Below are 23,160 nucleotides of genomic sequence, written 5' to 3' on the forward strand. Positions count from 1 at the left end.
TGAGTATGGGTAGTCGCGCTCGGAAGCGAAAAGAATAAATCACTATTGAAATGGTTAATTAAATGTAAATACAATGCCGCAATAGCTTAAATGCAAAACATTATTTGCTGGCAAAGAGTGCCGGTTAAATTCGCTTATCTGCTAGGCATGCGGTATCAAGAAGGAATGTGCAATGACAACGGAAAACAAAGTAGAGCGCGGTTTATTCGATGAGGTAATGGTACCTTGCTATAACCCGATGGAAATGATCCCTGTAAAAGGTGAAGGTTCACGCATTTGGGATCAGAACGGAAATGAATACATCGACTTTGCTGGTGGTATTGCGGTGAGCTGTCTTGGTCATTGTCACCCAGTTATGGTGAACGCATTGACTGAGCAAGGTAACAAGCTTTGGCACCTAAGTAATGTTATGACTAACGAGCCAGCACTGCGATTGGCGAAGAAGTTAACAGAAGTCAGCTTTGCTGAGCGCGTGTTCTTCGCTAACTCTGGCGCAGAAGCAAACGAAGCGGCACTAAAGCTAGCACGTCGTTACGCAGCAGACGTTCATGGTACAGAGAAATCTGAAATCATCGCATTCAAACAAGGTTTCCACGGTCGTACTTTCTTCACGGTAACAGTAGGCGGTCAAGCGGCTTACTCAGACGGTTTTGGTCCTAAACCTGGCGATGTGACACACCTTCCTTACAACGATATCGAAGCACTTCAAGCACACATGTCGGATCGCACTTGTGCCGTAATGATGGAGCCTCTGCAAGGTGAGGGCGGCATCATTCCACCAACACCTGAGTTCGCTCAAGCAGTTCGTGAACTGTGTGACAAGCACAACGCACTGTTGATCTTCGATGAAGTGCAAACTGGTAACGGTCGTACGGGTCACTTTTACGCATACCAAGGTCTAGGCATTACGCCAGACATTCTAAGCACAGCGAAATCACTGGGTGGCGGTTTCCCTATCGGTGCCATGCTAACGACGGCAAAACTGGCTGAGCACATGAAAGTGGGCACGCACGGTTCAACTTACGGTGGTAACCCACTAGCGTGTGCAGTTGCAGAAGCAGTTGTTGAAGAAGTGACAAAACCAGAAGTACTGGCTGGCGTATTAGAGCGTGAAGCCATGTTCCGTGAAGGTCTGGAGAAGATTAACGCGAAATACAACATCTTCTCTGAAGTGCGCGGTAAAGGTCTACTGCTTGGTGCAGCACTGAATGAAGAGTGGCAAGGTCGTGCGCGTGATGTACTGGTTGCTGCAGGTAAACAAGGTCTCATGGTATTGGTTGCGGGTGCCAATGTCGTACGTTTCACACCATCACTCGTTATCACACAACAAGAAATCGAAGAAGGTTTGGCGAAGCTGGATAAAGCGATCGCAACGCTGGTTTAAGCGCGATCTCCGCTTATCGTCAACCTAGACACCCCCATCAAGGATCTCTGATGGGGGTATTGTTCCTACAATATAGTTAGGATCTTCTTGCATCTGGAGGGAGTATTGATGCTAGTAGTTCGCCCTATCGCAATGTCGGATTATGACGCGCTGCACACCTGTGCGGTTGAGTCAGGTCATGGATTTACATCTCTACCGGTTAACGAAGAACTGTTAACCAATCGAATCAAACACTCAGAATACAGTTTTGGCAAACCTGACGTTAAGGAAGCCGGTGATGAAGGCTACCTAATGGTGGGTTTTGAATCTGAAACTGGTGAAGTGGCAGGTACCACAGGTATTGAAGCTTCGATCGGCTGGGATGTGCCTTTTTATTCTTACCACATCAGCAAAGTGGTGCACTCATCACCAAAGCTTGGCGTAAACAACGTGGTGAAGCTGCTGACGTTTGGTAATAACTACACGGGTAACAGTGAAATCTGTACCTTGTTCCTACGTGAGAAATTCCGTGGTGGCTTGAACGGGCGTCTGATGTCCAAGTGCCGTTTCTTAATGATGGCAGAGCACCCAGAACGTTTCTCAGAAACCATCTTTGCTGAAATGCGCGGCGTATCAGACGAGAACGGTAACTCGCCATTCTGGCAGTGGCTTCAAGAGCATTTCTTCTCTATCGATTTTACGCTTGCGGATTACCTTACCGGTATCGGCAAGAAGGGCTTTATCGCCGACTTGATGCCGAAGTTGCCAATCTACATCAACCTACTGAGCCCAGAAGCACAAGCTGTGATTGGTAAAGTACACGACAACACACGTCCAGCATTGAAACTGCTTGAACGTGAAGGCTTTACCAATCGTGGATACGTCGACATTTTCGATGGTGGTCCAACAGTAGAATGTGACCTACGAAATATCGAATCGGTACGCCACTCATTCCGCGCGCAAGTCAAAATCTCGGAGCACACCAGCACACAAGACTTCTTGATGTGTAATTCGTCATTCGAGAACTTCCGTGCAGCCGCAGCAAAAGCAGCGTATGACGCAGAAACGCAAAGCGTAGTGCTAGCCCCAGAATTGGCGGATGCACTCTTGGTTGAGGAAGGGGATTTTGTTCGCCTTCTTCCGCAGTAACTGACGACAGAATTTAAGGATAGAAACAATGACACATTGGATTGCAGGTGAATGGGTACAAGGTCAGGGTGAAGCATTTACGTCTCTGTCGCCTTACAACCAAGAAGTGATCTGGCAAGGCAACGGCGCAACAGCAGAGCAGGTTAACCAAGCGGTATCTGCGGCGCGTGAAGCGTTTGTTGATTGGAAGAAGCGTCCATTTGCAGAGCGCGAAGCGATCGTGTTGGCTTTTGCTGAGAAAGTAAAAGAGAACAGCGAAAAAATCGCTGAAGTGATTGCTAAAGAAACCGGCAAGCCAACCTGGGAAACACGCACCGAAGCGGCTGCAATGGCAGGTAAAATCGCGATTTCTATTCGTGCTTACCACGACCGTACGGGCGAAGCGACACGTGAAGCCGCAGGCAACCAAATTGTATTGCGTCATCGCCCACTAGGTGTGATGGCGGTGTTTGGTCCTTATAACTTCCCAGGTCACTTGCCAAATGGTCACATCGTGCCAGCACTATTGGCTGGTAACACCGTGGTCTTCAAACCGTCTGAGCAAACGCCATGGACGGGTGAACTCGCTATGAAGCTGTGGGAAGAGGTTGGTCTACCAAAAGGTGTGATTAACCTAGTCCAAGGCGCGAAAGAAACCGGTATTGCGCTGGCGGATGCGAAAGGTATCGATGGCGTGCTGTTTACTGGGAGTGCAAACACAGGTCATGTTCTACATCGTCAGTTTGCTGGTCAGCCGGGCAAAATGCTGGCGCTTGAAATGGGTGGCAACAACCCGATGGTTATCTCGGATAACTACGGTGACTTAGACGCAACGGTTTACACCATCATCCAATCTGCCTTCATCAGTGCAGGGCAACGCTGTACCTGTGCTCGTCGACTATACATTCCATTTGGCGACAAGGGTGATGCAGTCATTACTAAGCTGGTGGAAGCGACACGCAATATTCGTGTAGACCAACCATTTGCAGAGCCTGCGCCTTTCATGGGACCGCAAATTTCGGTAGCGGCGGCCAAGTTCATTCTCGATGCACAAGCGAACTTGCAATCACTGGGTGGCGAGAGCTTGATTGAAGCAAAAGCAGGCGAAGCGGCGTTTGTTTCTCCGGGCATCATCGATGTGACGAACATTGCCGAGTTGCCAGATGAAGAGTACTTCGGCCCACTTCTGCAAGTGGTGCGCTATGAAGGGCTAGAGAAAGCAGTAGAGCTGGCGAACGATACGCGCTTTGGTCTATCTGCAGGTCTGGTTTCAACCGATGACCAAGAATGGGAATACTTCGTGGACCACATTCGTGCTGGCATCGTGAACCGCAACCGTCAGCTGACGGGCGCAAGTGGTGATGCGCCATTTGGTGGTCCGGGTGCGTCGGGTAACCTACGCCCTAGTGCTTACTACGCAGCAGACTACTGTGCGTACCCAATGGCATCAATGGAAGGACAAGAGACGGTCTTACCTGCCACATTGAGCCCGGGTGTAAGCCTGTAATAGAGAAACACGAAGTGGTGACAAAGTATCGCCGCTTCTCTCTGCCGGAGCTATTTACCAAGTTAGGATTCTGGTAAGCGCGCTGGCAAACGCCAAAGGCGAGCTTAAGACTCTCCAGAGCGTGTTGACTGACTGGCACTTATGCCACACATACCGTCACAGGTTGATGACCGCTCGTTCGTGATTCTGGACAGCCCACGGGCTGTGAACGAGCGGTCAACTTCCTCTTACCCCTAACTCTACATTTCATAACAAGGAGTCGTTATGACGCCCGATGTGTTATTTGAATCGCTATGGCAAGACTACATTCAACGTCTTTGCCCTTCTGCTGCTAAAGTTCATCAGCTTCTTCAAGAAGATGAGCCTCTGATTAATGACCATATTGCGCTACGTACGTTTAATGTCGCTCCCCTAGGCATTGAAACGTTAGCGAAGCCATTCCTAGCGGTGGGTTACAAAGCCTGTGGTGACTACGTATTTGAAAGCAAAAAGCTGGTGGCAAAACATTTTGAGCACCCAGATCCGAAACAGCCAAAAGTCTTCATCAGTGAATTGAAAGTGGATGAGTGCTCACCAGAGCTACAAGCCATCGTTCATAAACTGGTAGAGCAGGTTGATGCTTCTAAATTGACCTGCAGTGACTTCTTGTACGGCGGACGTTTGTGGGACCTTAGCTATGCTGACTTCCAAATCTTAGCGAAAGAGAGTGAGTACGCTTCTTGGCTTGCTGCGCACGGTTATGGAGCGAACCACTTCACGGTGAGTGTGAATCAACTCAATCAGCATGAAGAAGTGAAGCAAGTGAACGACCACCTACGCACCGTAGGCTTTATCATCAACGAGAATGGCGGTGAAGTAAAAGGCACGCCAGAGGTGTTACTAGAGCAATCATCGACCATGGCAGACAAAGTGCCAGTGACCTTCACTGAAGGCGTTGAGGTGATTCCTGGAGGCTTCTACGAGTTTGCTAAGCGCTACCCAATGGATAACGGTGAGTTGTACCCAGGGTTTGTAGCTGCATCGGCAGATAAGATCTTCGAGAGTACCAACGGTTAATAGATACAAGGCGAGAATGCTTCGCTTCGAGAGGGTTTTTACTTGGAATCTGAGAGGGCTCCATCTCAAAGGATGAAGTCCGTTGTGAAGTGCAGCGCTCTCGACTCTCAATGTCTAACTCCCAAAAAAGAAAAAGCCACCAAACTTGCATTTGGTGGCTTTTAAATTTTTTAAACGTTAATCGAGATTAACGAGTCCCGTAAACAACGATAGTCTTACCGTGCGCAGAAATTAGGTTCTGCTCTTCTAGCATCTTCAAGATACGACCTACTGTCTCACGAGAACAGCCAACAATTTGACCGATTTCTTGACGAGTGATCTTGATTTGCATGCCGTCTGGGTGCGTCATCGCATCTGGTTGTTTAGCAAGGTTCAGAAGAGTCTGAGCGATACGACCAGTTACGTCTAGGAACGCTAGGTCACCCACTTTTTGGCTAGTAACTTGTAGACGACGAGCCATTTGCGCCGAAAGACGCATTAGGATGTCTGGGTTAACTTGGATAAGTTGACGGAATTTCTTGAAAGAAATCTCTGCCACTTCACAAGGAGATTTAGCGCGAACCCAAGCTGTACGCTCTTGGTCTTCTTCGAATAGACCAAGCTCACCAATGAAGTCGCCTTGGTTTAGGTAAGAAAGGATCATTTCCTTACCTTCTTCGTCTTTGATAAGAACCGCAACAGAACCTTTAACGATGTAGTACAAAGTCTCTGCTTTTTCGCCCGCGTGAATTAGCGTGCTCTTTGATGGGTACTTATGAATATGACAGTGTGAAAGAAACCACTCTAATGTTGGGTCGGTTTGAGGTTTACCTAGAACCATAATATCTCACTTCCTCTGCAGGGTACGCTTGCGCTATCCATATTTTAGCTAAGCCTGAATTGGCTTACTAGAATAAGAGCACTTTTTATATGCTGCAAGCTCTCTTGTGTTTCGGTTAGAAATAGTATCCTTTTTCGGAAACGATTTCTTGATTTTAATCGTGCCATGATTGAGATTTTGTAAGCAAAACTGTGCACATGATCACGGTATGAAAAGTAAACACTCAATTAACGAGGTTTTTAGCCAATTTTTCCGGTTTCGATGAGTTGCTGCAGAATCGGTCTCACTATGAGCTCCATTGCAAAGCTCATCTTACCGCCAGGAACCACAATGGTGTTATGGCGAGACATGAAGGAGCCATCAATCATCGCCAACAAATACGGGAAGTCGACATTCTTGATACCGCGCAGGCGGATCACCACGAAGCTTTCATCCAAGCTAGGGATGCCTTTAGCGTTAAGTGGGTTAGAAGTATCGACGGTTGGTACGCGTTGGAAGTTGATATGTGTGCGAGAAAATTGCGGGGTAATGTAGTTCAGGTAATCGTCCATCGAGCGCACGATCGAATCCATCACCGCTTCTCTTGAATGACCACGATCGCGCGTGTCACGAACGAACTTTTGAATCCATTCCAAGTTCACAATCGGCACCATGCCAATTAGAAAGTCGACGTGACGCGCCACATTGACATCACCATCTACCACGCCACCGTGTAAACCTTCGTAGAACAGCACATCGCTGTTTTCTGGCAGATCTTGCCAAGGCGTAAAGGTGCCCGGCATTTGGTTGTATGGAACGGCTTCATCAAAAGTGTGCAGATAGCGGCGCACGCTGCCAGTGCCATCTTCACCGAACTTACGGAAGAACTCTTCTAGCCCCGGAAAGTCATTGGCTTGTGGACCAAAGTAGCTGATGTGTTTGCCTTGCTCACGCGCTTTGCGGATTTCGACATCCATCTCTGGACGTGTAAAGCGGTGGAAGCTGTCACCTTCAACCCACGCTGGTTTGACGTTCATCATATTGAACATCTTGCGGAAGGCTTCAGAAGTGGTGGTAGTGCCGGCACCGGACGAACCAGTAACCGCAATGATTGGGTGTTTCGCTGACATGACAAACCTTGTCGAAAATTACTTACCTGTAAAGTGCAGCACACGTATGCTGCACGGTCGATAACCCACTATAGCACGTAACAAGCCCTTGTCATCGAGTGGGATACGGTAAAATGTGAAGGGTCTAAAACTTTGCTTTTAGTTGGATATCAACCGTTTCATGAAGCTCAGAAAATACGATGACCGCTTCGCCTTTCTCTAATTGGGTTTTGACCTGATCGATTTTACTCTGCAGTGAAACTTCGACTGAGCCGTAGTCGGTGCCTTCACGTAGCACGAATTCGCGGATCAGGTTTTCTAGTGTCTCTGGCGAAATGTCTTGCCATGGAATGATCATAAATACCTCAAACTTTTATGATGTTTAAGCGCGCCTCTTAGGTTATTGATGTCTGGCGCGCCTAGATAGTTTACTGTGTTCGTGGCACTGATACAGCAGAAAGGTACTCAGCGGCGATACTTTCGTAATAAGCCGGTAATGCTTCTTCTAACCAGAATTTAGGTTTTAATGCCGTGCCCGTCAGGAAGCCAACGTGTCCACCATGTTCATAAAGCCGATAATCAATGTTGTCTGGCAATACGAATTTTGGGATCACCTCTTCGGTCATAAACGGATCGTCTTTGGCGTGGATGATCAAGGTTGGCAAGGTGATCTGTTGCAACTTGCTTAAGCCTGAACATTGATCGTAATAATCTTGCGCGTCTTTAAAACCATGCAGAGGCGCGGTGATCAAGTCATCAAATTCATACAAGCGAGTCACGCGTTTGATCGAGTTATACGACAAGGCGAGTTCACCTTGGATTAAGTCGTGCTTTTGCAGTGCATTGCGTTTGAGTGAAGAGAGCAAGTAACGTCGGTAAACTTTCGAGAAGCCCTGCTCAATACGATTGGCACATGCTGCCAAGTCCAGTGGTGCAGAGACAATGGTTGCGGCACTTAATATTGGGTCGTCTTTATACTCAGCCAAGTAGTTCGCCAGCATGTTACCGCCAAGGGAAATGCCTACCGCAACTTTAGGGTTGTTAGGGAATTGCTGATTGAGTTGCTCAAGAAAGAAACGAGCATCCGTTACTTCGCCAGAATGATAGGCGCGGGCTTTCTTGTTTGGCTTACCGCTGCAACCACGAAAGTGCATCATCACTGACAGCCAACCCGATTTAGAGAAGGCGTTCATCAAACCGTTCGCATACGGACTATAGAAGCAGCCTTCTAAGCCATGAAAGAGGACGAAGATTGGTTTGTTGTGAGCGGCTTCAGAATCTGGTTGTTGTGACCACGCCAAATCTAAGAAGTCACCATCCGGTGTATCGAGTGTTTGCCAAATAGGCGTAAACAACGCTTTCTTGCGGATAAAGCGTGGCAATAGCGTCTGAAGATGCGGGTTCTTAATCCCGGCGGCTGCGAAAAATTGTGTCATACCTAACTGCTCTTATATGGTCCTTCAATGTTCGCTGAAGAACTTATTAATATAATCCTTTATAGCTTTAGTATAGATATTTTACTGGTTTATGACTGATTTATGGATATTGAATGTTTGGAACTGGAATGGAGAATGCCTGTTGCAGATGCTCTCCACCTAACTGGCGACAGTATCTCAGCGTCAGTGGTTCGCCATCATTCTTGACTAATCTGAGTGAGTTGACGCAGTCGACGAGGTCGGACTGTTGCTGTTTTTCGAGCTGCAATTCGAACTGTAATGCTTCGCGATAAAGCGCGTCATTAACTTGTGATTTGAGGTGGCGACGAAGTTCACGGTAAGAGTGGAGCAGGGTTTCACTTCGACCAAGGCAGCCTTGCACCATGTGCCAGTCTTGCTCTTGGAAAATTACCTGCTGCTCATCGAGCCATCTGAGCAGCAGTAATAGGTTCACGTTGCCGTGGTAGTTGTTTTGCAATGATAAGCACGCTTCCTTCACTTCTCGCACACCATAAAATTGCAGACTGAACTGCCAAAGGTGTTCTAGGGTAAGAGTGTATTCTGCGTGCTCGTTTGTCATTGATTAAACTCTAGTTCCATCTGCTCGAGTGTTTCTTGGGCAGACATCCATTCCATTTCTACTTCTTCAAGATCTGCTTTGCTAGAAGCTTGAAGCGCCAACACTTCGTTAAGTTTAGCCTTGTTTTCGGCTTCATACAGCGAGTTATCCGCTAATTGCTCTTCTGCTTTCGCTAGAGCTTCACCTAACTTATCCATTTTGTTTTCTAACTGTGTCAGCGTTTTGCGAATTGGTGCGGTCTGCTTACGAAATTCTGCTTCGCGTCGCTTTTGCTCTTTTTTCGCCGCTGCACTGTTGGCGTTATCTTTAACTGGTTGAGCAGCTTGTGCTTCTTTACGCTCGGCTTTTTGTTGCTCGGTCAACCACTTGTAGTAATCGTTCAAGTCACCGTCGAATGGTGCGACTTGGCGATCGTGCACAAGGTACAAATCATCTGTGGTTGCACGCAATAGGTAGCGATCGTGCGAAACAATCACCATCGCACCTTCGAATGTTTGCAGTGCCATCGTTAGTGCTTGGCGCATGTCCAAGTCCAAGTGGTTGGTTGGCTCATCGAGTAGCAATAGGTTTGGTTTCTGCCACACAATCAATGCCAATACTAAACGCGCTTTTTCACCACCTGAAAACGGTGCAACTTTCTCAAGCGCTTTATCACCTGGGAAACCAAAGCTACCTAGGTAATCACGTAGCTGCTGCTCGGTTTGATCCGGTGCGATTTGCATCATGTGCTGCAACGGTGTTTCTTCTGGGTGTAGTGTTTCTAGTTGGTGCTGAGCGAAGTAACCGATCTTCACGCCTTGCGAGTAAGTCAGATCGCCGCTTTGCGCTTTTAGCTCACCAGACAGCAATTTGATCAAGGTTGATTTACCCGCGCCGTTACGACCAAGTAGACCAATGCGGCTGCCCGGTACTAGGTTAAGGCGGATCTTCTCTAGGATCAGGTTGTCACCGTAGCCTGCCGACACTTCATCCATCATCATGATTGGGTTTGGTAGGGCTGCAGGATCGCGGAACTGGAAACTAAATGGGTTATCGAACTGCGCTGGCAGTACCTTCTCCATACGCTCCAGCGCTTTAATTCGGCTTTGTGCTTGGCGCGCTTTGGATGCTTTGTAACGGAAGCGGTCAATGTAGCTTTGCATGTGCGACATCTGTTTCTGTTGCTTCTCAAACATCGCTTGTTGCAGCACCATCTTTTGTGCGCGTTGGTTTTCGAATGACGAGTAGTTACCCGTGTATTCGTTCAACTGCTGGTTCTCGATGTGAATGATGCGACCAACGATCGGGTCCAAGAAGTCACGGTCGTGCGAGATCAGAATCAGTGTACCAGGGTAGTTTTGTAACCAGCGCTCTAGCCACATGACCGCGTCCAAATCCAAGTGGTTGGTTGGTTCGTCGAGTAACAGTAGATCAGAACGACACAATAGCGCTTGAGCCAAGTTAAGGCGCATGCGCCAACCACCCGAGAACTGAGTCAGGTTCCAACTCATTTGCTCTTGGCTAAAGCCCAGACCATCAAGCAGTTCGGCAGCACGTGCGCGAATGCTGTAACCGCCAATGGTTTCAATTTTGCCGTGGATCTCCGCAACTAGGGTGCCGTTGTCTTTCTCTTCGGCGATCGCCAGTTGAGCTTCAAGATCGCGGAACTCACGATCACCATCAATGACGTATTCCAGTGCGCTACGGTCGAGTGCAGGCGTTTCCTGTGCAACCCAAGCCAATTCCCAATGTTGAGGTTGGCTAAATGAGCCTGCATCAATCGACAGTTCATCTTTTAGTAGGGCAAACAGAGTTGATTTACCACAGCCGTTTTTACCAACCAGACCCACTTTGTCGCCCGGGTGAATGGTTGCAGATGCTTGGTCTAAAAGAGGTTTACCGCCACGCAGTAACTGAATATCAGAGAAGGTAATCATAGAGTTTTAATTCACTTTGCGCAGTGCGCGTTTCTTGGTCGTTGATCTCGCGGTGAATAGTAGGGGTATTGGCGGGAAAAGTCGATCTCTGCGCTTTAATTGCATTATGCTATACAAAAAAGTATAACAAACTGATAACGATAATTTTCCCTGAGAAATCAACACAAGGACGACCATTTGGCTGTTGCTACGCCCATTCCTCCGAGGGTTCTGGTTATTTATGCTCACCCAGAACCGCAAAACTCCATTGCCAACCAAGTGATGATTAAAAAAATCGAATCACTGGGGCATGTCACCGTGCACGATCTTTATGGTGCGTACCCTGATTTCTTTATTGATGTGAACTACGAACACGATCTACTGATGTCGCATGATGTGATCGTTTTTCATCATCCTCTCTATATGTATTCCTGTCCTGCACTGTTGAAAGAATGGATGGATCGTGTGTTGGGCAAAGGTTTTGCGTTCGGTGATGGTAGCGCATTAGCGGGTAAGTACTGGCGCAGTGTGATCACTACTGGCGGTAAAGAGGATGCGTTCAGCCCGATGGGTTACAACAAATACCCACTTGAGCAAATTCTACAACCGTTTGAACTGACTGCCGCTTTATGTCAGATGCATTGGATTGAGCCTTTAGTGCTGTACTGGTCGCGCAATGTATCGGACATCGAACGTTATCAGCATGCTGAACAATATCGTCAATGGCTGAACAACCCTCTGAGAGAGTGGGATGAGCAAGGAGGTTACCATGGCGATAACCAGTGAGTTTCTTCAAAGTAGTGTGGTATTCCTTTCTGCTGCCGTTATTGCAGTGCCGATTGCCCAGCGACTTGGTCTGGGCTCTGTGCTTGGCTACCTGATTGCAGGCGTTCTAATTGGTCCTTGGGGGCTGGGGTTAATCAGTGATGTGGACGCGATTCTCCACTTCGCCGAACTCGGGGTGGTGTTGCTGCTGTTCTTAATTGGTTTGGAACTCAACCCTAAAAAGTTATGGCAGATGCGCGGACCAATCCTCGGTCTGGGTGGCGCTCAAGTTATTGTCACCACGGCGGTGATAGGCAGCATCGTCAGCCTGTTTGGATTGAGCATGCAAGTGAGCTTAGTGATCGGTATGGGCTTGGCACTCTCGTCCACCGCGATTGCACTAAAAGTGATCGAAGAACAGGGGCAAGCCGGCACGGAAACCGGACAATCTGGTTTTGCTGTGTTGCTGTTCCAAGATATTGCCGTCATCCCGATGCTCGCCATGCTGCCATTACTCGCCGGTGGTCAAAGCGGCGGTGATTGGTTAGATGCTATTTGGGTGTTAGGCAGTGTGGTTGCGTTATTAGTTGGCGGTCATTTCCTCTTACGTCCTCTGTTCCGTTTTGTGGTGATGAGTGGTGTGCGAGAACTCTTCACCGTTGCCGCCCTCCTAGTCGTACTTGGCATTTCTGTTGCGATGCAAAAGCTGGGGCTGTCGATGGCACTCGGTACTTTCTTAGCGGGTGTGTTACTGGCAGAAAGTGAATACCGTCATGAACTAGAAATCGCGATTGAACCGTTTAAAGGTCTGCTGCTTGGCTTGTTCTTTATTGCTGTGGGTATGGCAGTGAATCTTGGTTTATTAGCCTTGCAGCCGTTCGCAATTATTGGTGCCGTGATTGCTCTTGTGGTGGTCAAAGGTTTGGTTCTGTATGTTTTGGCTCGCACTGCTCGAGTTCGTGCGAAGTCGCGCAGTCGTATGGCAGCGATTTTGAGCCAAGGTGGTGAGTTTGCGTTTGTGATTTTCACCGCGGCAAGCCAAGAAGGTATCTTAACCAAGGAGCAAGTTGCCTTTTTGTTGGTGGTGGTGAGCTTGTCGATGGTGACCACGCCGCTGCTGCTCATGGGACAGAAAAAATGGTTTGCGCACACGCTTAACCAAGAAGAAGAGAGCGTCACGACCAATGTGGTGGATCGTCGACCACGAGTGATCATCGCAGGCTTTGGTCGTTTTGGTCAGATTGTTGGACGCCTGATGTACGCCAACAAGATCAAAGTAACAGTACTAGAAAGTGACGCGAGCCAAATCCACTTGCTGCGTAAATACGGTTATAAGGTGTTTTATGGTGATGCGACTCAGATTGATTTGTTACGCGCCGCGGGAGCGGATAAAGCAGAAGCCTTAGTGATCTGTACCGACTCACCAGATGAGGTGATGGCGATTGTCGACATTTGCCGTGCGCACTTTCCGAAGTTGAAGATCCTTGCCCGTGCTCGCAGCCGCGTAGAAGCCTACCAGTTAATGAACCACGGCGTGCAAAATTACTCGCGAGAAACCTTTTTAGGCGCATTAGATCTAGGTCGCCAAGCGCTCGTAGAATTAGGCATGCACCCGTATCAAGCAAAGCGGGCAGAAGCACATTTTCGCAAGCTAGATAATGCTATGCTCAAAGACTTATTGCCTCAGCATAATGAGGATAAAGAGCTCGCTCAACGCTCGAAAGAAGCACGTAAAGAACTAGAAGAAATCTTCGGTCGTGAAATGGAAAGCGACCAACAGTCGCCAAATCATTGGAAGTAGTACCCGCGCAGCATTAGGCGGGAAAAGGAACAAAAGTGAAAGCCAAGAAACGTTTTATCGCGGGTGCAAGCTGCCCGCAATGCAGTCAGCAAGATACTCTGCGCTGGTGGATTGATAACAACATTGAGCTGGTTGAGTGTGTCGACTGCGATTATACCGAGCAGCGTAAACCGCAATCTGTAGAAAAAAATAAACACTCAGAACAAGAAATGATCGGGATTTTTAAGCCTGAGTAATTGAACTTCGTTAATTGATCCCCATAATACTATCATCTCGGTACTTAACCCCATTCTGGTTAGGTCAATTAATCTCCCTGGAGTTAGTATGAAAATTGAAAAGAACGTTGTTGCAAGCCTTGCATACAAAGTAATGTTGGAAGACGGTGTTGTTGTTGATCAATCAACTTCTGAAGCACCTCTTGATTACCTTCACGGTCACAACAACCTAATCACTGGTCTTGAGAAAGAACTAGAAGGTAAAGTGGCTGGCGACAAGTTCTCAGTAACAGTAGCTCCTGAAGATGCGTACGGCGACCACAACGATGCACTAGTGCAACGTGTTCCTGCAGACGTATTCCAAGGCGTTGACCAAATCGAAGTTGGCATGCGTTTTCTAGCAGATACTGACCAAGGTCCAATCCCTGTAGAAGTAACTGAAGTAGACGGCGACGAAGTTGTTGTAGACGGCAACCACATGCTAGCTGGTCAAACACTAACTTTCGAAGTAGAAGTTATGGCTACTCGTGAAGCGACAGCTGAAGAGATCGAACACGGTCACATCCACCAAGGTGGTGGCTGTTGTGGCGGTCACGACCACGATCACGAAGGCGGCTGCTGCGGTGGCGAAGAAAAAGCTGACGACCACGAATGTTGTGGCGGCGGCGGTTGCGGTTCTCACTAATCGCACGCTCTTCACTAGATAACGCTATCTAGCAAAGCTTTAAAAAGCGCAAGTTGAGGTTTCAACTTGCGCTTTTTGTCTATCTGGGGTGTAGTGCCAATCATACAAGGAATAACAGTTGGACAAAGCGATGACGAAACCTTTCTCGATTGCCATTCATGGCGGTGCAGGCACTATCTTGCGTGAACAGATGAGTGACGAACTGCAACAATCCATCTTGGCGGATTTAGAAGCTGCGGTAAAAGCGGGGCATCAAATCCTAGCAACAGGTGGTGAAGCCATAGATGCGGTCGTGGCGGCAGTGAAAGTGCTGGAAGACTCTCCTAATTTTAATGCGGGTAAAGGCTCGGTACTGACCCATAACGAGATGGTCGAAATGGATGCCTCTGTGATGGATGGTCGACATCAAGCCGCAGGGGCAGTCGCTGGGGTGCGTCATATCAGAAACCCCATTGAACTCGCTCGTGACGTGATGCGAAACAGCAACCATGTATTGTTGGTGGGCGAGGGCGCAGAGAAGTTTGCTTTTGAACAAGGTCATGAGTACACCGAGCAGGATTACTTCTTTACCGATCGCCGCTATGAGCAGTTGCTGTCTATGCGTGAGAAAGGACTGTTTGCTCTGTCGGAATCTCGTTACCCAGATGATCGTAAGCACGGTACGGTTGGTGCAGTGGCATTGGACCAACAAGGCAACTTAGCCGCTGCCACCAGTACTGGTGGCGTGACCAACAAGAAATACGGTCGAGTGGGAGACTCCGCTCTGATTGGTTGTGGTACGGTGGCAGAGAATGGTGTCGTCGCGGTTTCCACTACGGGCGTCGGTGAGTTCTTTATTCGTAAACGTGTTGCGGAAGACGTTGCAGCACGCATGCGTTATTTGCAAGAAGACGTTCATACGGCGTGCGAACACATTATTCAGGGTGATTTAAAAGCAATGGGCGGCGAAGGTGGTTTGATTGCAATTGATGCTAAAGGTGAGCTGCACTTTGCGATGAACAGTTCTGGCATGTACCGAGCTGGCATCAATACACAAGGCGAGCTGATCGTTAAAATCTACGCAGACGAATAATTTCGTCCCGCTCATTCCTAAGCAACATTTTTAAGTTGCGAATACAACAAAGCCCAGAACACGTTCTGGGCTTATGCTATTTGAGCCTGCATTTTAATAATGCGGTGGTGGGGTTTCTTCTGACGGATCGGCTAAATTCGACGAGTCCATATTTTTCACTTTACCTACCACATATTTCATCTGATCGAGCATCTTGGTAATTTGCAGTTGTTGCTGCGACAAGGCGCCGTTCAGATCTTCAATAGTCTGTTCTTGGAACGCAAGCTGACATTCTAAGTCATTGATGCGTGCTTCCAATTGCTGAATGATTTTATCTGTCATGATCCGTTCTCTAGCTGCCAAGCTTGGGCAATGCCCGCAGAAGTGGCAGTAATTACACGTTGCTTGGAATCAAAGGCTGCATCATACACGACCGCGCGGGGAGGGCGAGTATCTTTTTTCGGCTCAACTTCAAATCCATCGACGCGTTTACCGGTCTGGGTATCCCACACCATCACACGACCTGAAGGTGTGCCAGTTACTAACAAGCTGCCATCATCGGAGAAGCGCGCCGTCGAAAAGATTAACTGACGAGACCAACTGCTCAGTTGCGTGACTTCTTCACCCGTCTCTAAATTCCAGATGATGGCTTGGTTGCCACCGCCTGAGGTCATGGCCAGTTTGCCATCTCTCTGTAAAGCGACTCTGACTACGCGTTGGTCGTGCTCAAAGGTACGTAATACCAGCCCTGTTTCGGTATCCCACAGATACGCTTTGTAGTCGTTGCCACCTGTGAGAGCGAAGCGACCGTTGGGCGAGATAGCGACAGAATTGACTTTTTCTTGGTGCGCAAGGAACTCTAGCCGACGACCAGTGACTAAGTTGACGTAAATCGCTTTACCGTTGGACAGTCCAAGTAATACCTGTTCACCGTTACTGGTGATATCAACGTCTCGAATCAGCGCGTCATCGATAGACCACAGCCCTTCAGCTTGAGTCCATCCGAGATCCCACACAGCGAAGTTCATTTGGCTTGCTGTGACTGCATAACGACCATTGTCTGAAATGCGAATATGGGAGACCACGTTGGCGGCTTGATCGAGTTCACCCAGCTTTGCGAGTTGTTTGTTTTGCTCCAAATCCCAAAGAACCAATTGGTGCTCTTTGGAGTACAGCAGCGCAAATCGACCATCTCGGCTGAGCGCAAAGCTGGTGGAACCTTGTGGTTCGAGTGACCAACGTTGAACATCACGATCGGTAAAAAAGCATCCATTTAACGTGGTGATGACAATTAAATATAGGAATAAATGAGAAATTCTTTGCATCACATCTAATAATCCGGTTTGTGTCTTAAGACATATAGCTAGTATATTGGTATAACGATTGTCTTCACTAGTCTCATAGAAGATTTGTGCACAACAACCAGTGGCTAAGCCATTATTGGGAGAATTTAATGAAATCAGTTTTAAAAGTGTCGCTACTTGCTGCAACAGTAATGCTAGCGGTAGGTTGTCAAAAAGAAGAAACAAAACCAGAAGCAGCACCTCAAGCAGAACAAGTTCAAGCAGAAACTGGTAAAGCAGTTCACTTTAAAACAGACGATGACAAAGCGGCTTACGCGATCGGTGTTTCATTTGCTAACTACCTAAGCACTAGCATTGAAAAACCAAGCGAAATTGGCATCAACCTAAACAAAGACCTAGTTCTTAAAGGTATCGAAGACGTATTTAAAGATAAAGCAGCGCTAAACGAAGAAGAAACTCGTGCCGCTCTAGAATCTCTAGACAAGCGTGTTGCAGAAACTATGCAAAAGCAAGCGGCTGAGAAAGCAGCTGAAGCGAAGAAAGCTGGTGATGACTTCCGTGCGGAATTCGAGAAGCAAGAAGGCGTAGTGAAGACAGAATCTGGTCTTCTATACAAAGTTGAAACACCGGCTGAAGGCGAGAAGCCAAAAGACACCGACACAGTTCAAGTACACTACAAAGGTACTCTGATCGACGGTACTCAATTCGACAGCTCTTACGATCGTGGCGAACCAGCAACGTTCCCACTAAACCGCGTAATCCCAGGTTGGACTGAAGGTGTTCAGCTAATGCCTGTAGGTTCTAAGTTCAAATTCGTTATCCCGCCAGAGCTAGCATACGGTGACCAAGACACACCGAGCATTCCTGCTAACTCAACGCTAGTATTCGAAGTTGAGCTACTAAAAATTGAGAACGACAACGCTGCTCAATAATTATCCTTAGCGATAACTCGATGAAAAAAGGTCCGTTTTACGGGCCTTTTTTGTTCTAGGTCACTAGTTGGTGAGTTTGCTAGGTTGCCTTTCAAATTTTCTGATAAACTTACACCAATTTGTTGATTTTTCGCTCGAAGGCTTATGACAACTACAGAAACAATAAATGCGGAAATGTTGCTCGAAATGGAATCTGTCAACGTGATGCCATTTACCGAGCACGATAAAATCATCTTGAGATCTTACGAAGCGGTCGTGGACGGCATTGCCAGTCTTATTGGTCCGTTCTGTGAGATCGTTCTTCACTCACTGGAAGACCTCAATACCTCTGCAATCAAAATCGCTAACGGTGAGAACACCGGTCGTCAGGTAGGTTCTCCTATCACTGACTTAGCACTTAAGATGCTGAAAGACATCGAAGGTTCTGAGCGTAACTTCTCACGTTCGTACTTCACCCGCGCTAAAGGCGGCGTATTAATGAAGTCGATCACCGTTGCTATTCGTAACGGCGAAAACCGTGTGATTGGTTTGCTTTGTATCAACGTCAACCTTGATGCGCCTTTCTCTCAAGTGCTGCAATCTTTCATGCCAACGCAAGAAGCGAAAGAAGCGGCGTCATCCGTTAACTTCGCAAGTGATGTTGAAGAACTCGTAGACCAAACGGTTGAGCGTACGATTGAAGAGATCAACGCCGACAAATCCGTCTCGAACAACACCAAAAACCGTCAGATAGTGATGGAACTGTACGACAAAGGTATTTTCGATATCAAAGACGCTATCAACCGTGTCGCAGATCGCCTGAATATCTCTAAACACACCGTTTACCTATACATTCGTCAGCGTAAGACTGAGGACGAATAAGCGTGAGTGGATTAACTTACACGCTGGTAGTGAACGGGCCGGTTTACGGCAGTCAATCGGCGCGCAGCGCATATCAATTCGCACAAGCGGTAATTGAACAAGGACATACTCTGGTGAGTGTGTTCTTTTACCAAGATGGCGTCACTAATGGTACGGCTTTGAGCGTGCCTGCCAACGACGAGTTTGACCTAACCAAAGCATGGCAATCACTCGCACAGCAACACGATGTTCGTCTGGAAACCTGCGTTGCAGCCGCTTTGCGTCGCGGCATCATCAGCGAAGATGAGGCGAATCAACATGGTCTTGAGCAGAACAACCTAGCGACAGGGTTCGAGCAAGCCGGTTTGGGGAGCTTAGCTGAAGCCATGTTAACGCAAGATAGAGTGGTGCAGTTTTGAGTCAGTTAACTTACCTATTTCGTAGCGCGCCTCATGGTAACAATGCAGGGCGTGAAGGTGTGGATGCGCTGTTAGCAGCGTCTGCGTACTGTGAAGACATCACCGTTCTATTTGTTGGGGATGGTGTGTATCAGTTACTGCTTGGACAAGAGCCTAAAGGCATATTAAGCAAAGACTACGCTCCAATGTTGAAGTTGTTCGACTTGTACGACATTGAGCAAGTGTTTGTTTGTGCCGATTCGCTTGCCGAGCGTGGCTTGGCTCAAGCCGATTTAGTCATTGATGCAGAGGCGCTAAATACAGAGCAACTAAAAGCTCAACTGCAACAAGCGGGCAAACTGCTGTCATTCTGAGGAAGCCATGTTACATATCATCAAATCCGTAGCTGCATTAGACGATGCAATGGCACTGTACAGTGAGCAAGATGATGTCTTATTGATTGAAGATGCCGTGTACGCTGCGAACCCTCAGCATAAGGCATTCAGCAAGGTAAAAGGTCCATCAATGTTTGCGCTGCAAAGCGATATTGAAGCCCGCGGCATGAGCAATCGTATCAGCCCATCTATTGAGGTGATTGGCTATGCTGGCTTTGTTGAACTAACAGCAAAACAAGCCAAATCTCTGACTTGGGATTAACCCTTCTTTCCTGTCGATTGAGCTTTACGGATTAATTGCCCTAATTGAACAAAAAAGATCCGTATATTTCTTGACACACCTCTCACTGCTGCATAGAATTTTGCGTCCCTAACTGCCAACCGCTGTTAGGGATAGATTTTTCACAAAGCTTACTTTCAAGTAAATCAGGAGCTAGTTAATGGCAACTATTAACCAGTTGGTACGTAAGCCACGTGCAAAGCAAGTTGTTAAAAGCAACGTGCCTGCACTAGAAGCGTGCCCACAAAAACGTGGTGTATGTACTCGTGTTTACACTACTACACCTAAAAAACCTAACTCAGCACTTCGTAAAGTTTGTCGTGTACGTCTGACAAACGGCTTCGAAGTTACATCGTACATCGGCGGTGAAGGTCACAACCTTCAAGAGCACAGTGTTGTACTAATCCGTGGCGGTCGTGTAAAAGACCTTCCGGGTGTACGTTACCACACTGTTCGCGGTGCACTTGACTGTGCTGGCGTTAACGACCGTAAACAAGGTCGTTCTAAGTACGGTGTGAAGCGTCCTAAGTCTTAATGGATTCCGTTAAGTAAGGCCAAACACTAAATTATTTTTAATTTTTTGAAAAAACTGAAAAGTTTTGGATAAAACCTGAAGAAGACAACGGAGAAAATCCATGCCACGTCGTCGCGTCATTGGTCAGCGTAAGATCCTTCCAGATCCAAAGTTCAAATCTGAACTGCTGGCAAAATTCGTTAACATCCTAATGGTTGACGGTAAAAAATCTACTGCAGAAAAAATCGTTTACACTGCACTAGATTCTATGGCTGAAAAGTCTGGTAAAGACCACTTAGCTATTTTTGAAGAAGCTCTTGAAAATGTTCGCCCAGCGGTAGAAGTTAAATCTCGCCGTGTAGGTGGTTCAACTTACCAAGTACCTGTAGAAGTACGTCCGGTTCGCCGTAACGCACTTGCTATGCGTTGGTTGGTTGAAGCTGCGCGTAAGCGTGGTGAAAAATCTATGGCTCAACGCCTAGCTGCTGAAATGCTAGACGCGTCTGAGAACAAAGGTACTGCGGTTAAGAAACGTGAAGACGTTCACCGCATGGCTGACGCAAACAAAGCGTTCGCTCATTACCGTTGGTAATACCTTTTCAGTGCTGCAAGGTTCCTTGCAGCACTTCTTTAGTTCCTATGCCTATGCTAGGAACTATTGCTATATCTAGGGGATAGCATTTTTTAGTTATAGCAATAGTCCCTATCTCTAAGTTAAGAGGATTCAATCGTGGCTCGCAAAACTCCTATTGAGCGCTACCGTAATATCGGTATCTGTGCTCACGTAGATGCAGGTAAAACAACCACTACTGAACGTATTCTGTTCTACACTGGTCTGTCTCATAAAATCGGTGAAGTTCACGATGGCGCAGCAACCATGGACTGGATGGAGCAGGAGCAAGAACGTGGTATCACAATCACGTCTGCGGCGACTACTACCTTCTGGCGTGGTATGGAAGCACAATTCCAAGAGCACCGCGTTAACATCATCGACACTCCTGGACACGTTGACTTTACTATCGAAGTAGAGCGTTCTCTACGCGTACTTGATGGTGCAGTTGTTGTGTTCTGTGGTTCATCTGGTGTTGAACCTCAGTCTGAAACTGTATGGCGTCAAGCTGACAAGTACCACGTTCCACGTATGGTATTTGTTAACAAGATGGACCGTGCAGGCGCTGACTTCCTACGCGTTGTGGACCAAATTAAAAACCGTCTTGGTGCGAATCCTGTTCCAATCCAACTAAACGTTGGTGCAGAAGATGATTTCCGTGGTGTTATCGACCTTATCAAGATGAAGATGATCAACTGGAATGAAGCCGACCAAGGTATGTCGTTCACATACGACGAAATTCCAGCTGACATGCAAGAGCTTGCAGAAGAATGGCGCAACAACCTAGTTGAAGCGGCAGCAGAAGCAACTGAAGAGCTAATGGACAAGTACCTTGAAGAAGGTGAACTGTCTGAAGCAGAGATCAAACAAGCTCTACGTACTCGTACACTAAACAACGAAATCGTACTGGCTACTTGTGGTAGTGCGTTCAAAAACAAAGGTGTTCAAGCAGTACTAGACGCAGTGATCGAGTTCTTGCCATCGCCAATCGACGTACCTGCAATTAAAGGTATCGACGAAAGAGAGAACGAAGTTGAGCGTCACGCAGACGACAACGAACCGTTCTCAGCACTAGCATTCAAGATCGCGACTGACCCATTCGTGGGCACGCTAACTTTCATGCGCGTTTACTCAGGTGTTGTGAACTCAGGTGATGCTGTTTACAACTCAGTAAAAGACAAGAAAGAGCGTTTCGGTCGTATCGTTCAGATGCATGCGAACAAGCGTGAAGAAGTAAAAGAAGTTCGCGCTGGTGATATCGCAGCTGCTATCGGTCTGAAAGACGTTACAACAGGTGACACACTATGTGACCAGAACCACAAAGTGATTCTAGAACGCATGGAATTCCCTGAACCTGTAATTCAGATCGCTGTAGAACCTCGTTCTAAAGCAGACCAAGAGAAAATGGGTATCGCGCTAGGTAAACTGGCAGCGGAAGACCCATCATTCCGCGTGGAAACGGATGACGAAACAGGTCAGACTCTGATCTCTGGTATGGGTGAGCTTCACCTAGATATCATCGTTGACCGTATGAAGCGTGAATTCAGCGTTGACTGTAACGTTGGTAAACCTCAGGTTGCTTACCGTGAAACCATTCGTGGTAAAGCGGAAGTAGAAGGCAAGTTCGTTCGTCAATCTGGCGGTCGCGGTCAATACGGTCACGTATGGATCAAACTTGAACCTTCAGAGCCTGGTGAAGGTTTCGTATTCGTAGACGAGATTGTGGGTGGTGTGGTTCCTAAGGAATACATCAGCTCGGTATCGAAAGGTATCGAAGAACAAATGAATAGTGGTGTTCTAGCGGGTTACCCTGTTCTAGATATTAAAGCAACACTATTTGACGGTTCTTACCACGATGTTGACTCAAGCGAGATGGCGTTCAAGATCGCTGGCTCGATGGCATTCAAGAAAGGTGCACTAGAAGCACAACCTGTGATTCTAGAACCAATGATGAATGTTGAAGTAACTACGCCGGAAGATTGGATGGGTGACGTTGTTGGTGACCTAAACCGCCGCCGCGGTATGATCGAAGGTATGGATGAAGGTGTGGCTGGTCTTAAGATCATTCGTGCTCAAGTTCCACTATCTGAGATGTTTGGTTACGCAACTGACCTACGTTCTGCAACTCAAGGCCGTGCGTCTTACTCTATGGAGTTTAACGAGTACGCTGAAGTACCGAAAAACTTCGCAGATAAAATCATTGCAGACCGTGGTTACTAATTAAAACGCTTTGAGCTGAAAAAAAGTCCAGCTTTTTTTAAAGATCAATGCGTCCAAATATTGCGCTAACAGGCGTTGGCGCATAAAATAACAATTTCTGGCGCGTCGAGATCAATAATGATCACGGCGAATCATAACTAGGAAGGAACACGATTGTGTCTAAAGAAAAATTTGAACGTGTAAAACCGCACGTAAACGTTGGTACTATCGGCCACGTTGACCACGGTAAAACTACTCTAACTGCAGCTATCTGTACAACACTTGCTAAAGTATACGG

Annotated in this window: 26 protein-coding genes; 18 read left to right on the forward strand and 8 right to left on the reverse strand. The window is 47.4% G+C overall.

Going from position 1 to position 23,160, the window contains the following annotated elements; translation table 11 throughout:
* Positions 1-172: 172 nt before the first annotated feature.
* From NL647_RS24200 to NL647_RS24215, 4 genes are all read left to right on the forward strand, one after another.
* Positions 173-1,384 carry an aspartate aminotransferase family protein gene (locus NL647_RS24200; protein WP_005438347.1) on the forward strand — a complete coding sequence of 404 codons (1,212 nt, stop codon included), beginning with the start codon at positions 173-175 and terminating at the stop codon, positions 1,382-1,384.
* A gap of 108 nt (positions 1,385-1,492) precedes the next feature.
* Positions 1,493-2,512, forward strand: a complete 1,020-nt coding sequence (gene astA / locus NL647_RS24205) for an arginine N-succinyltransferase (protein WP_005438349.1) — start codon at positions 1,493-1,495, stop codon at positions 2,510-2,512.
* 28 nt (positions 2,513-2,540) lie between these two features.
* Entirely contained in the window at positions 2,541-3,998 is a 1,458-nt protein-coding gene (gene astD, locus NL647_RS24210) for a succinylglutamate-semialdehyde dehydrogenase (protein WP_253650744.1), read from the forward strand.
* A 264-nt stretch (positions 3,999-4,262) separates the two neighbouring features.
* Positions 4,263-5,054, forward strand: coding sequence for a DUF1338 domain-containing protein (locus NL647_RS24215; RefSeq protein ID WP_154203376.1), 792 nt, complete (start codon positions 4,263-4,265; stop codon positions 5,052-5,054).
* Between the two features lie 187 nt (positions 5,055-5,241).
* On the opposite strand, the gene crp is transcribed toward NL647_RS24215, so the two are convergent.
* The 6 genes from crp to NL647_RS24245 all read right to left on the reverse strand — a co-directional run bounded on the left by crp (position 5,242) and on the right by NL647_RS24245 (position 10,894).
* Positions 5,242-5,874, reverse strand: coding sequence for a cAMP-activated global transcriptional regulator CRP (gene crp, locus NL647_RS24220; protein ID WP_005381432.1), 633 nt, complete (start codon positions 5,872-5,874; stop codon positions 5,242-5,244).
* A gap of 239 nt (positions 5,875-6,113) precedes the next feature.
* Complete coding sequence (locus tag NL647_RS24225; RefSeq protein WP_005438358.1) at positions 6,114-6,983, reverse strand: phosphoribulokinase; 870 nt, start codon at positions 6,981-6,983, stop codon at positions 6,114-6,116.
* Positions 6,984-7,107: 124 nt separating this feature from the next.
* On the reverse strand, positions 7,108-7,320 hold the full coding sequence (locus NL647_RS24230) for a YheU family protein (RefSeq protein WP_005451451.1): 213 nt from the start codon (positions 7,318-7,320) through the stop codon (positions 7,108-7,110).
* 70 nt (positions 7,321-7,390) lie between these two features.
* Entirely contained in the window at positions 7,391-8,398 is a 1,008-nt protein-coding gene (locus tag NL647_RS24235; protein ID WP_005451453.1) for a hydrolase, read from the reverse strand.
* A gap of 100 nt (positions 8,399-8,498) precedes the next feature.
* The gene (locus tag NL647_RS24240; RefSeq protein ID WP_005451456.1) at positions 8,499-8,978 is read right to left on the reverse strand and encodes a TIGR02444 family protein; all 480 of its coding nucleotides are present in this window, start codon (positions 8,976-8,978) and stop codon (positions 8,499-8,501) included.
* Positions 8,975-10,894, reverse strand: coding sequence for an ABC transporter ATP-binding protein (locus NL647_RS24245; RefSeq protein WP_253650745.1), 1,920 nt, complete (start codon positions 10,892-10,894; stop codon positions 8,975-8,977). Before NL647_RS24245 ends, NL647_RS24240 begins: the two co-directional genes overlap by 4 nt.
* A 177-nt stretch (positions 10,895-11,071) precedes the next feature.
* Between NL647_RS24245 and kefG the strand changes: the two genes are divergently transcribed.
* The 5 genes from kefG to NL647_RS24270 all read left to right on the forward strand — a co-directional run bounded on the left by kefG (position 11,072) and on the right by NL647_RS24270 (position 15,411).
* Positions 11,072-11,659, forward strand: coding sequence for a glutathione-regulated potassium-efflux system ancillary protein KefG (gene kefG / locus NL647_RS24250; protein ID WP_005451460.1), 588 nt, complete (start codon positions 11,072-11,074; stop codon positions 11,657-11,659).
* Positions 11,643-13,439 (forward strand): glutathione-regulated potassium-efflux system protein KefB, encoded by a 1,797-nt coding sequence (gene kefB, locus NL647_RS24255; RefSeq protein WP_038897874.1) that lies wholly within the window; start codon positions 11,643-11,645, stop codon positions 13,437-13,439. The genes kefG and kefB overlap by 17 nt, the downstream gene beginning before the upstream one ends.
* Positions 13,440-13,474: 35 nt before the next feature.
* On the forward strand, positions 13,475-13,675 hold the full coding sequence (locus NL647_RS24260) for a YheV family putative zinc ribbon protein (RefSeq protein ID WP_005432753.1): 201 nt from the start codon (positions 13,475-13,477) through the stop codon (positions 13,673-13,675).
* Between the two features lie 88 nt (positions 13,676-13,763).
* Positions 13,764-14,339 carry a peptidylprolyl isomerase gene (gene slyD, locus NL647_RS24265; protein ID WP_005432768.1) on the forward strand — a complete coding sequence of 192 codons (576 nt, stop codon included), beginning with the start codon at positions 13,764-13,766 and terminating at the stop codon, positions 14,337-14,339.
* Between the two features lie 130 nt (positions 14,340-14,469).
* Entirely contained in the window at positions 14,470-15,411 is a 942-nt protein-coding gene (locus NL647_RS24270) for an isoaspartyl peptidase/L-asparaginase family protein (RefSeq protein ID WP_199451246.1), read from the forward strand.
* A gap of 93 nt (positions 15,412-15,504) precedes the next feature.
* Here NL647_RS24270 and NL647_RS24275 read toward each other — a convergent pair whose 3' ends face one another.
* Positions 15,505-15,732 (reverse strand): SlyX family protein, encoded by a 228-nt coding sequence (locus NL647_RS24275; protein ID WP_005451463.1) that lies wholly within the window; start codon positions 15,730-15,732, stop codon positions 15,505-15,507.
* On the reverse strand, positions 15,729-16,715 hold the full coding sequence (locus NL647_RS24280) for a WD40 repeat domain-containing protein (RefSeq protein ID WP_253650746.1): 987 nt from the start codon (positions 16,713-16,715) through the stop codon (positions 15,729-15,731). Before NL647_RS24280 ends, NL647_RS24275 begins: the two co-directional genes overlap by 4 nt.
* A 128-nt stretch (positions 16,716-16,843) precedes the next feature.
* On the opposite strand from NL647_RS24280, the gene fkpA reads away from it, so the two are divergent.
* The 9 genes from fkpA to NL647_RS24325 all read left to right on the forward strand — a co-directional run.
* On the forward strand, positions 16,844-17,626 hold the full coding sequence (fkpA, locus tag NL647_RS24285; RefSeq protein WP_005451465.1) for an FKBP-type peptidyl-prolyl cis-trans isomerase: 783 nt from the start codon (positions 16,844-16,846) through the stop codon (positions 17,624-17,626).
* A 144-nt stretch (positions 17,627-17,770) separates the two neighbouring features.
* A complete protein-coding gene (locus NL647_RS24290; RefSeq protein ID WP_005438378.1) occupies positions 17,771-18,487 on the forward strand; it encodes a transcriptional regulator in 717 nt (238 codons plus the stop codon).
* A gap of 2 nt (positions 18,488-18,489) precedes the next feature.
* Entirely contained in the window at positions 18,490-18,885 is a 396-nt protein-coding gene (gene tusD, locus NL647_RS24295; protein ID WP_005438379.1) for a sulfurtransferase complex subunit TusD, read from the forward strand.
* Positions 18,882-19,238, forward strand: a complete 357-nt coding sequence (gene tusC, locus NL647_RS24300) for a sulfurtransferase complex subunit TusC (protein ID WP_005451467.1) — start codon at positions 18,882-18,884, stop codon at positions 19,236-19,238. The genes tusD and tusC overlap by 4 nt, the downstream gene beginning before the upstream one ends.
* A gap of 7 nt (positions 19,239-19,245) precedes the next feature.
* Complete coding sequence (gene tusB, locus NL647_RS24305) at positions 19,246-19,521, forward strand: sulfurtransferase complex subunit TusB (RefSeq protein ID WP_029789491.1); 276 nt, start codon at positions 19,246-19,248, stop codon at positions 19,519-19,521.
* Between the two features lie 178 nt (positions 19,522-19,699).
* A complete protein-coding gene (gene rpsL / locus NL647_RS24310; RefSeq protein ID WP_004399892.1) occupies positions 19,700-20,074 on the forward strand; it encodes a 30S ribosomal protein S12 in 375 nt (124 codons plus the stop codon).
* Positions 20,075-20,174: 100 nt separating this feature from the next.
* Positions 20,175-20,645 (forward strand): 30S ribosomal protein S7, encoded by a 471-nt coding sequence (rpsG, locus tag NL647_RS24315; RefSeq protein WP_005438390.1) that lies wholly within the window; start codon positions 20,175-20,177, stop codon positions 20,643-20,645.
* Positions 20,646-20,783: 138 nt separating this feature from the next.
* On the forward strand, positions 20,784-22,883 hold the full coding sequence (fusA, locus tag NL647_RS24320) for an elongation factor G (RefSeq protein ID WP_005451470.1): 2,100 nt from the start codon (positions 20,784-20,786) through the stop codon (positions 22,881-22,883).
* 155 nt (positions 22,884-23,038) lie between these two features.
* The coding region (locus NL647_RS24325; protein ID WP_253650747.1) for a GTP-binding protein at positions 23,039-23,160 on the forward strand (122 nt) is incomplete at its 3' end.

This window comes from Vibrio sp. Y29_XK_CS5 (assembly GCF_024181835.1).
In the GTDB taxonomy this organism is placed as follows: Bacteria; Pseudomonadota; Gammaproteobacteria; order Enterobacterales; family Vibrionaceae; genus Vibrio; species Vibrio harveyi.

What these genes read in the sequence shown, in the direction of transcription:
- NL647_RS24200 (WP_005438347.1), top strand. Translation starts at nt 173, where the DNA reads ATGACAACGGAAAACAAAGTAGAGCGCGGTTTATTCGATGAGGTAATG.
- astA (WP_005438349.1), top strand. Translation starts at nt 1,493, where the DNA reads ATGCTAGTAGTTCGCCCTATCGCAATGTCGGATTATGACGCGCTGCAC.
- astD (WP_253650744.1), top strand. Translation starts at nt 2,541, where the DNA reads ATGACACATTGGATTGCAGGTGAATGGGTACAAGGTCAGGGTGAAGCA.
- NL647_RS24215 (WP_154203376.1), top strand. Translation starts at nt 4,263, where the DNA reads ATGACGCCCGATGTGTTATTTGAATCGCTATGGCAAGACTACATTCAA.
- crp (WP_005381432.1), bottom strand. Translation starts at nt 5,874, where the DNA reads ATGGTTCTAGGTAAACCTCAAACCGACCCAACATTAGAGTGGTTTCTT.
- NL647_RS24225 (WP_005438358.1), bottom strand. Translation starts at nt 6,983, where the DNA reads ATGTCAGCGAAACACCCAATCATTGCGGTTACTGGTTCGTCCGGTGCC.
- NL647_RS24230 (WP_005451451.1), bottom strand. Translation starts at nt 7,320, where the DNA reads ATGATCATTCCATGGCAAGACATTTCGCCAGAGACACTAGAAAACCTG.
- NL647_RS24235 (WP_005451453.1), bottom strand. Translation starts at nt 8,398, where the DNA reads ATGACACAATTTTTCGCAGCCGCCGGGATTAAGAACCCGCATCTTCAG.
- NL647_RS24240 (WP_005451456.1), bottom strand. Translation starts at nt 8,978, where the DNA reads ATGACAAACGAGCACGCAGAATACACTCTTACCCTAGAACACCTTTGG.
- NL647_RS24245 (WP_253650745.1), bottom strand. Translation starts at nt 10,894, where the DNA reads ATGATTACCTTCTCTGATATTCAGTTACTGCGTGGCGGTAAACCTCTT.
- kefB (WP_038897874.1), top strand. Translation starts at nt 11,643, where the DNA reads ATGGCGATAACCAGTGAGTTTCTTCAAAGTAGTGTGGTATTCCTTTCT.
- slyD (WP_005432768.1), top strand. Translation starts at nt 13,764, where the DNA reads ATGAAAATTGAAAAGAACGTTGTTGCAAGCCTTGCATACAAAGTAATG.
- NL647_RS24270 (WP_199451246.1), top strand. Translation starts at nt 14,470, where the DNA reads ATGACGAAACCTTTCTCGATTGCCATTCATGGCGGTGCAGGCACTATC.
- NL647_RS24275 (WP_005451463.1), bottom strand. Translation starts at nt 15,732, where the DNA reads ATGACAGATAAAATCATTCAGCAATTGGAAGCACGCATCAATGACTTA.
- NL647_RS24280 (WP_253650746.1), bottom strand. Translation starts at nt 16,715, where the DNA reads ATGCAAAGAATTTCTCATTTATTCCTATATTTAATTGTCATCACCACG.
- fkpA (WP_005451465.1), top strand. Translation starts at nt 16,844, where the DNA reads ATGAAATCAGTTTTAAAAGTGTCGCTACTTGCTGCAACAGTAATGCTA.
- NL647_RS24290 (WP_005438378.1), top strand. Translation starts at nt 17,771, where the DNA reads ATGACAACTACAGAAACAATAAATGCGGAAATGTTGCTCGAAATGGAA.
- tusB (WP_029789491.1), top strand. Translation starts at nt 19,246, where the DNA reads ATGTTACATATCATCAAATCCGTAGCTGCATTAGACGATGCAATGGCA.
- rpsL (WP_004399892.1), top strand. Translation starts at nt 19,700, where the DNA reads ATGGCAACTATTAACCAGTTGGTACGTAAGCCACGTGCAAAGCAAGTT.
- rpsG (WP_005438390.1), top strand. Translation starts at nt 20,175, where the DNA reads ATGCCACGTCGTCGCGTCATTGGTCAGCGTAAGATCCTTCCAGATCCA.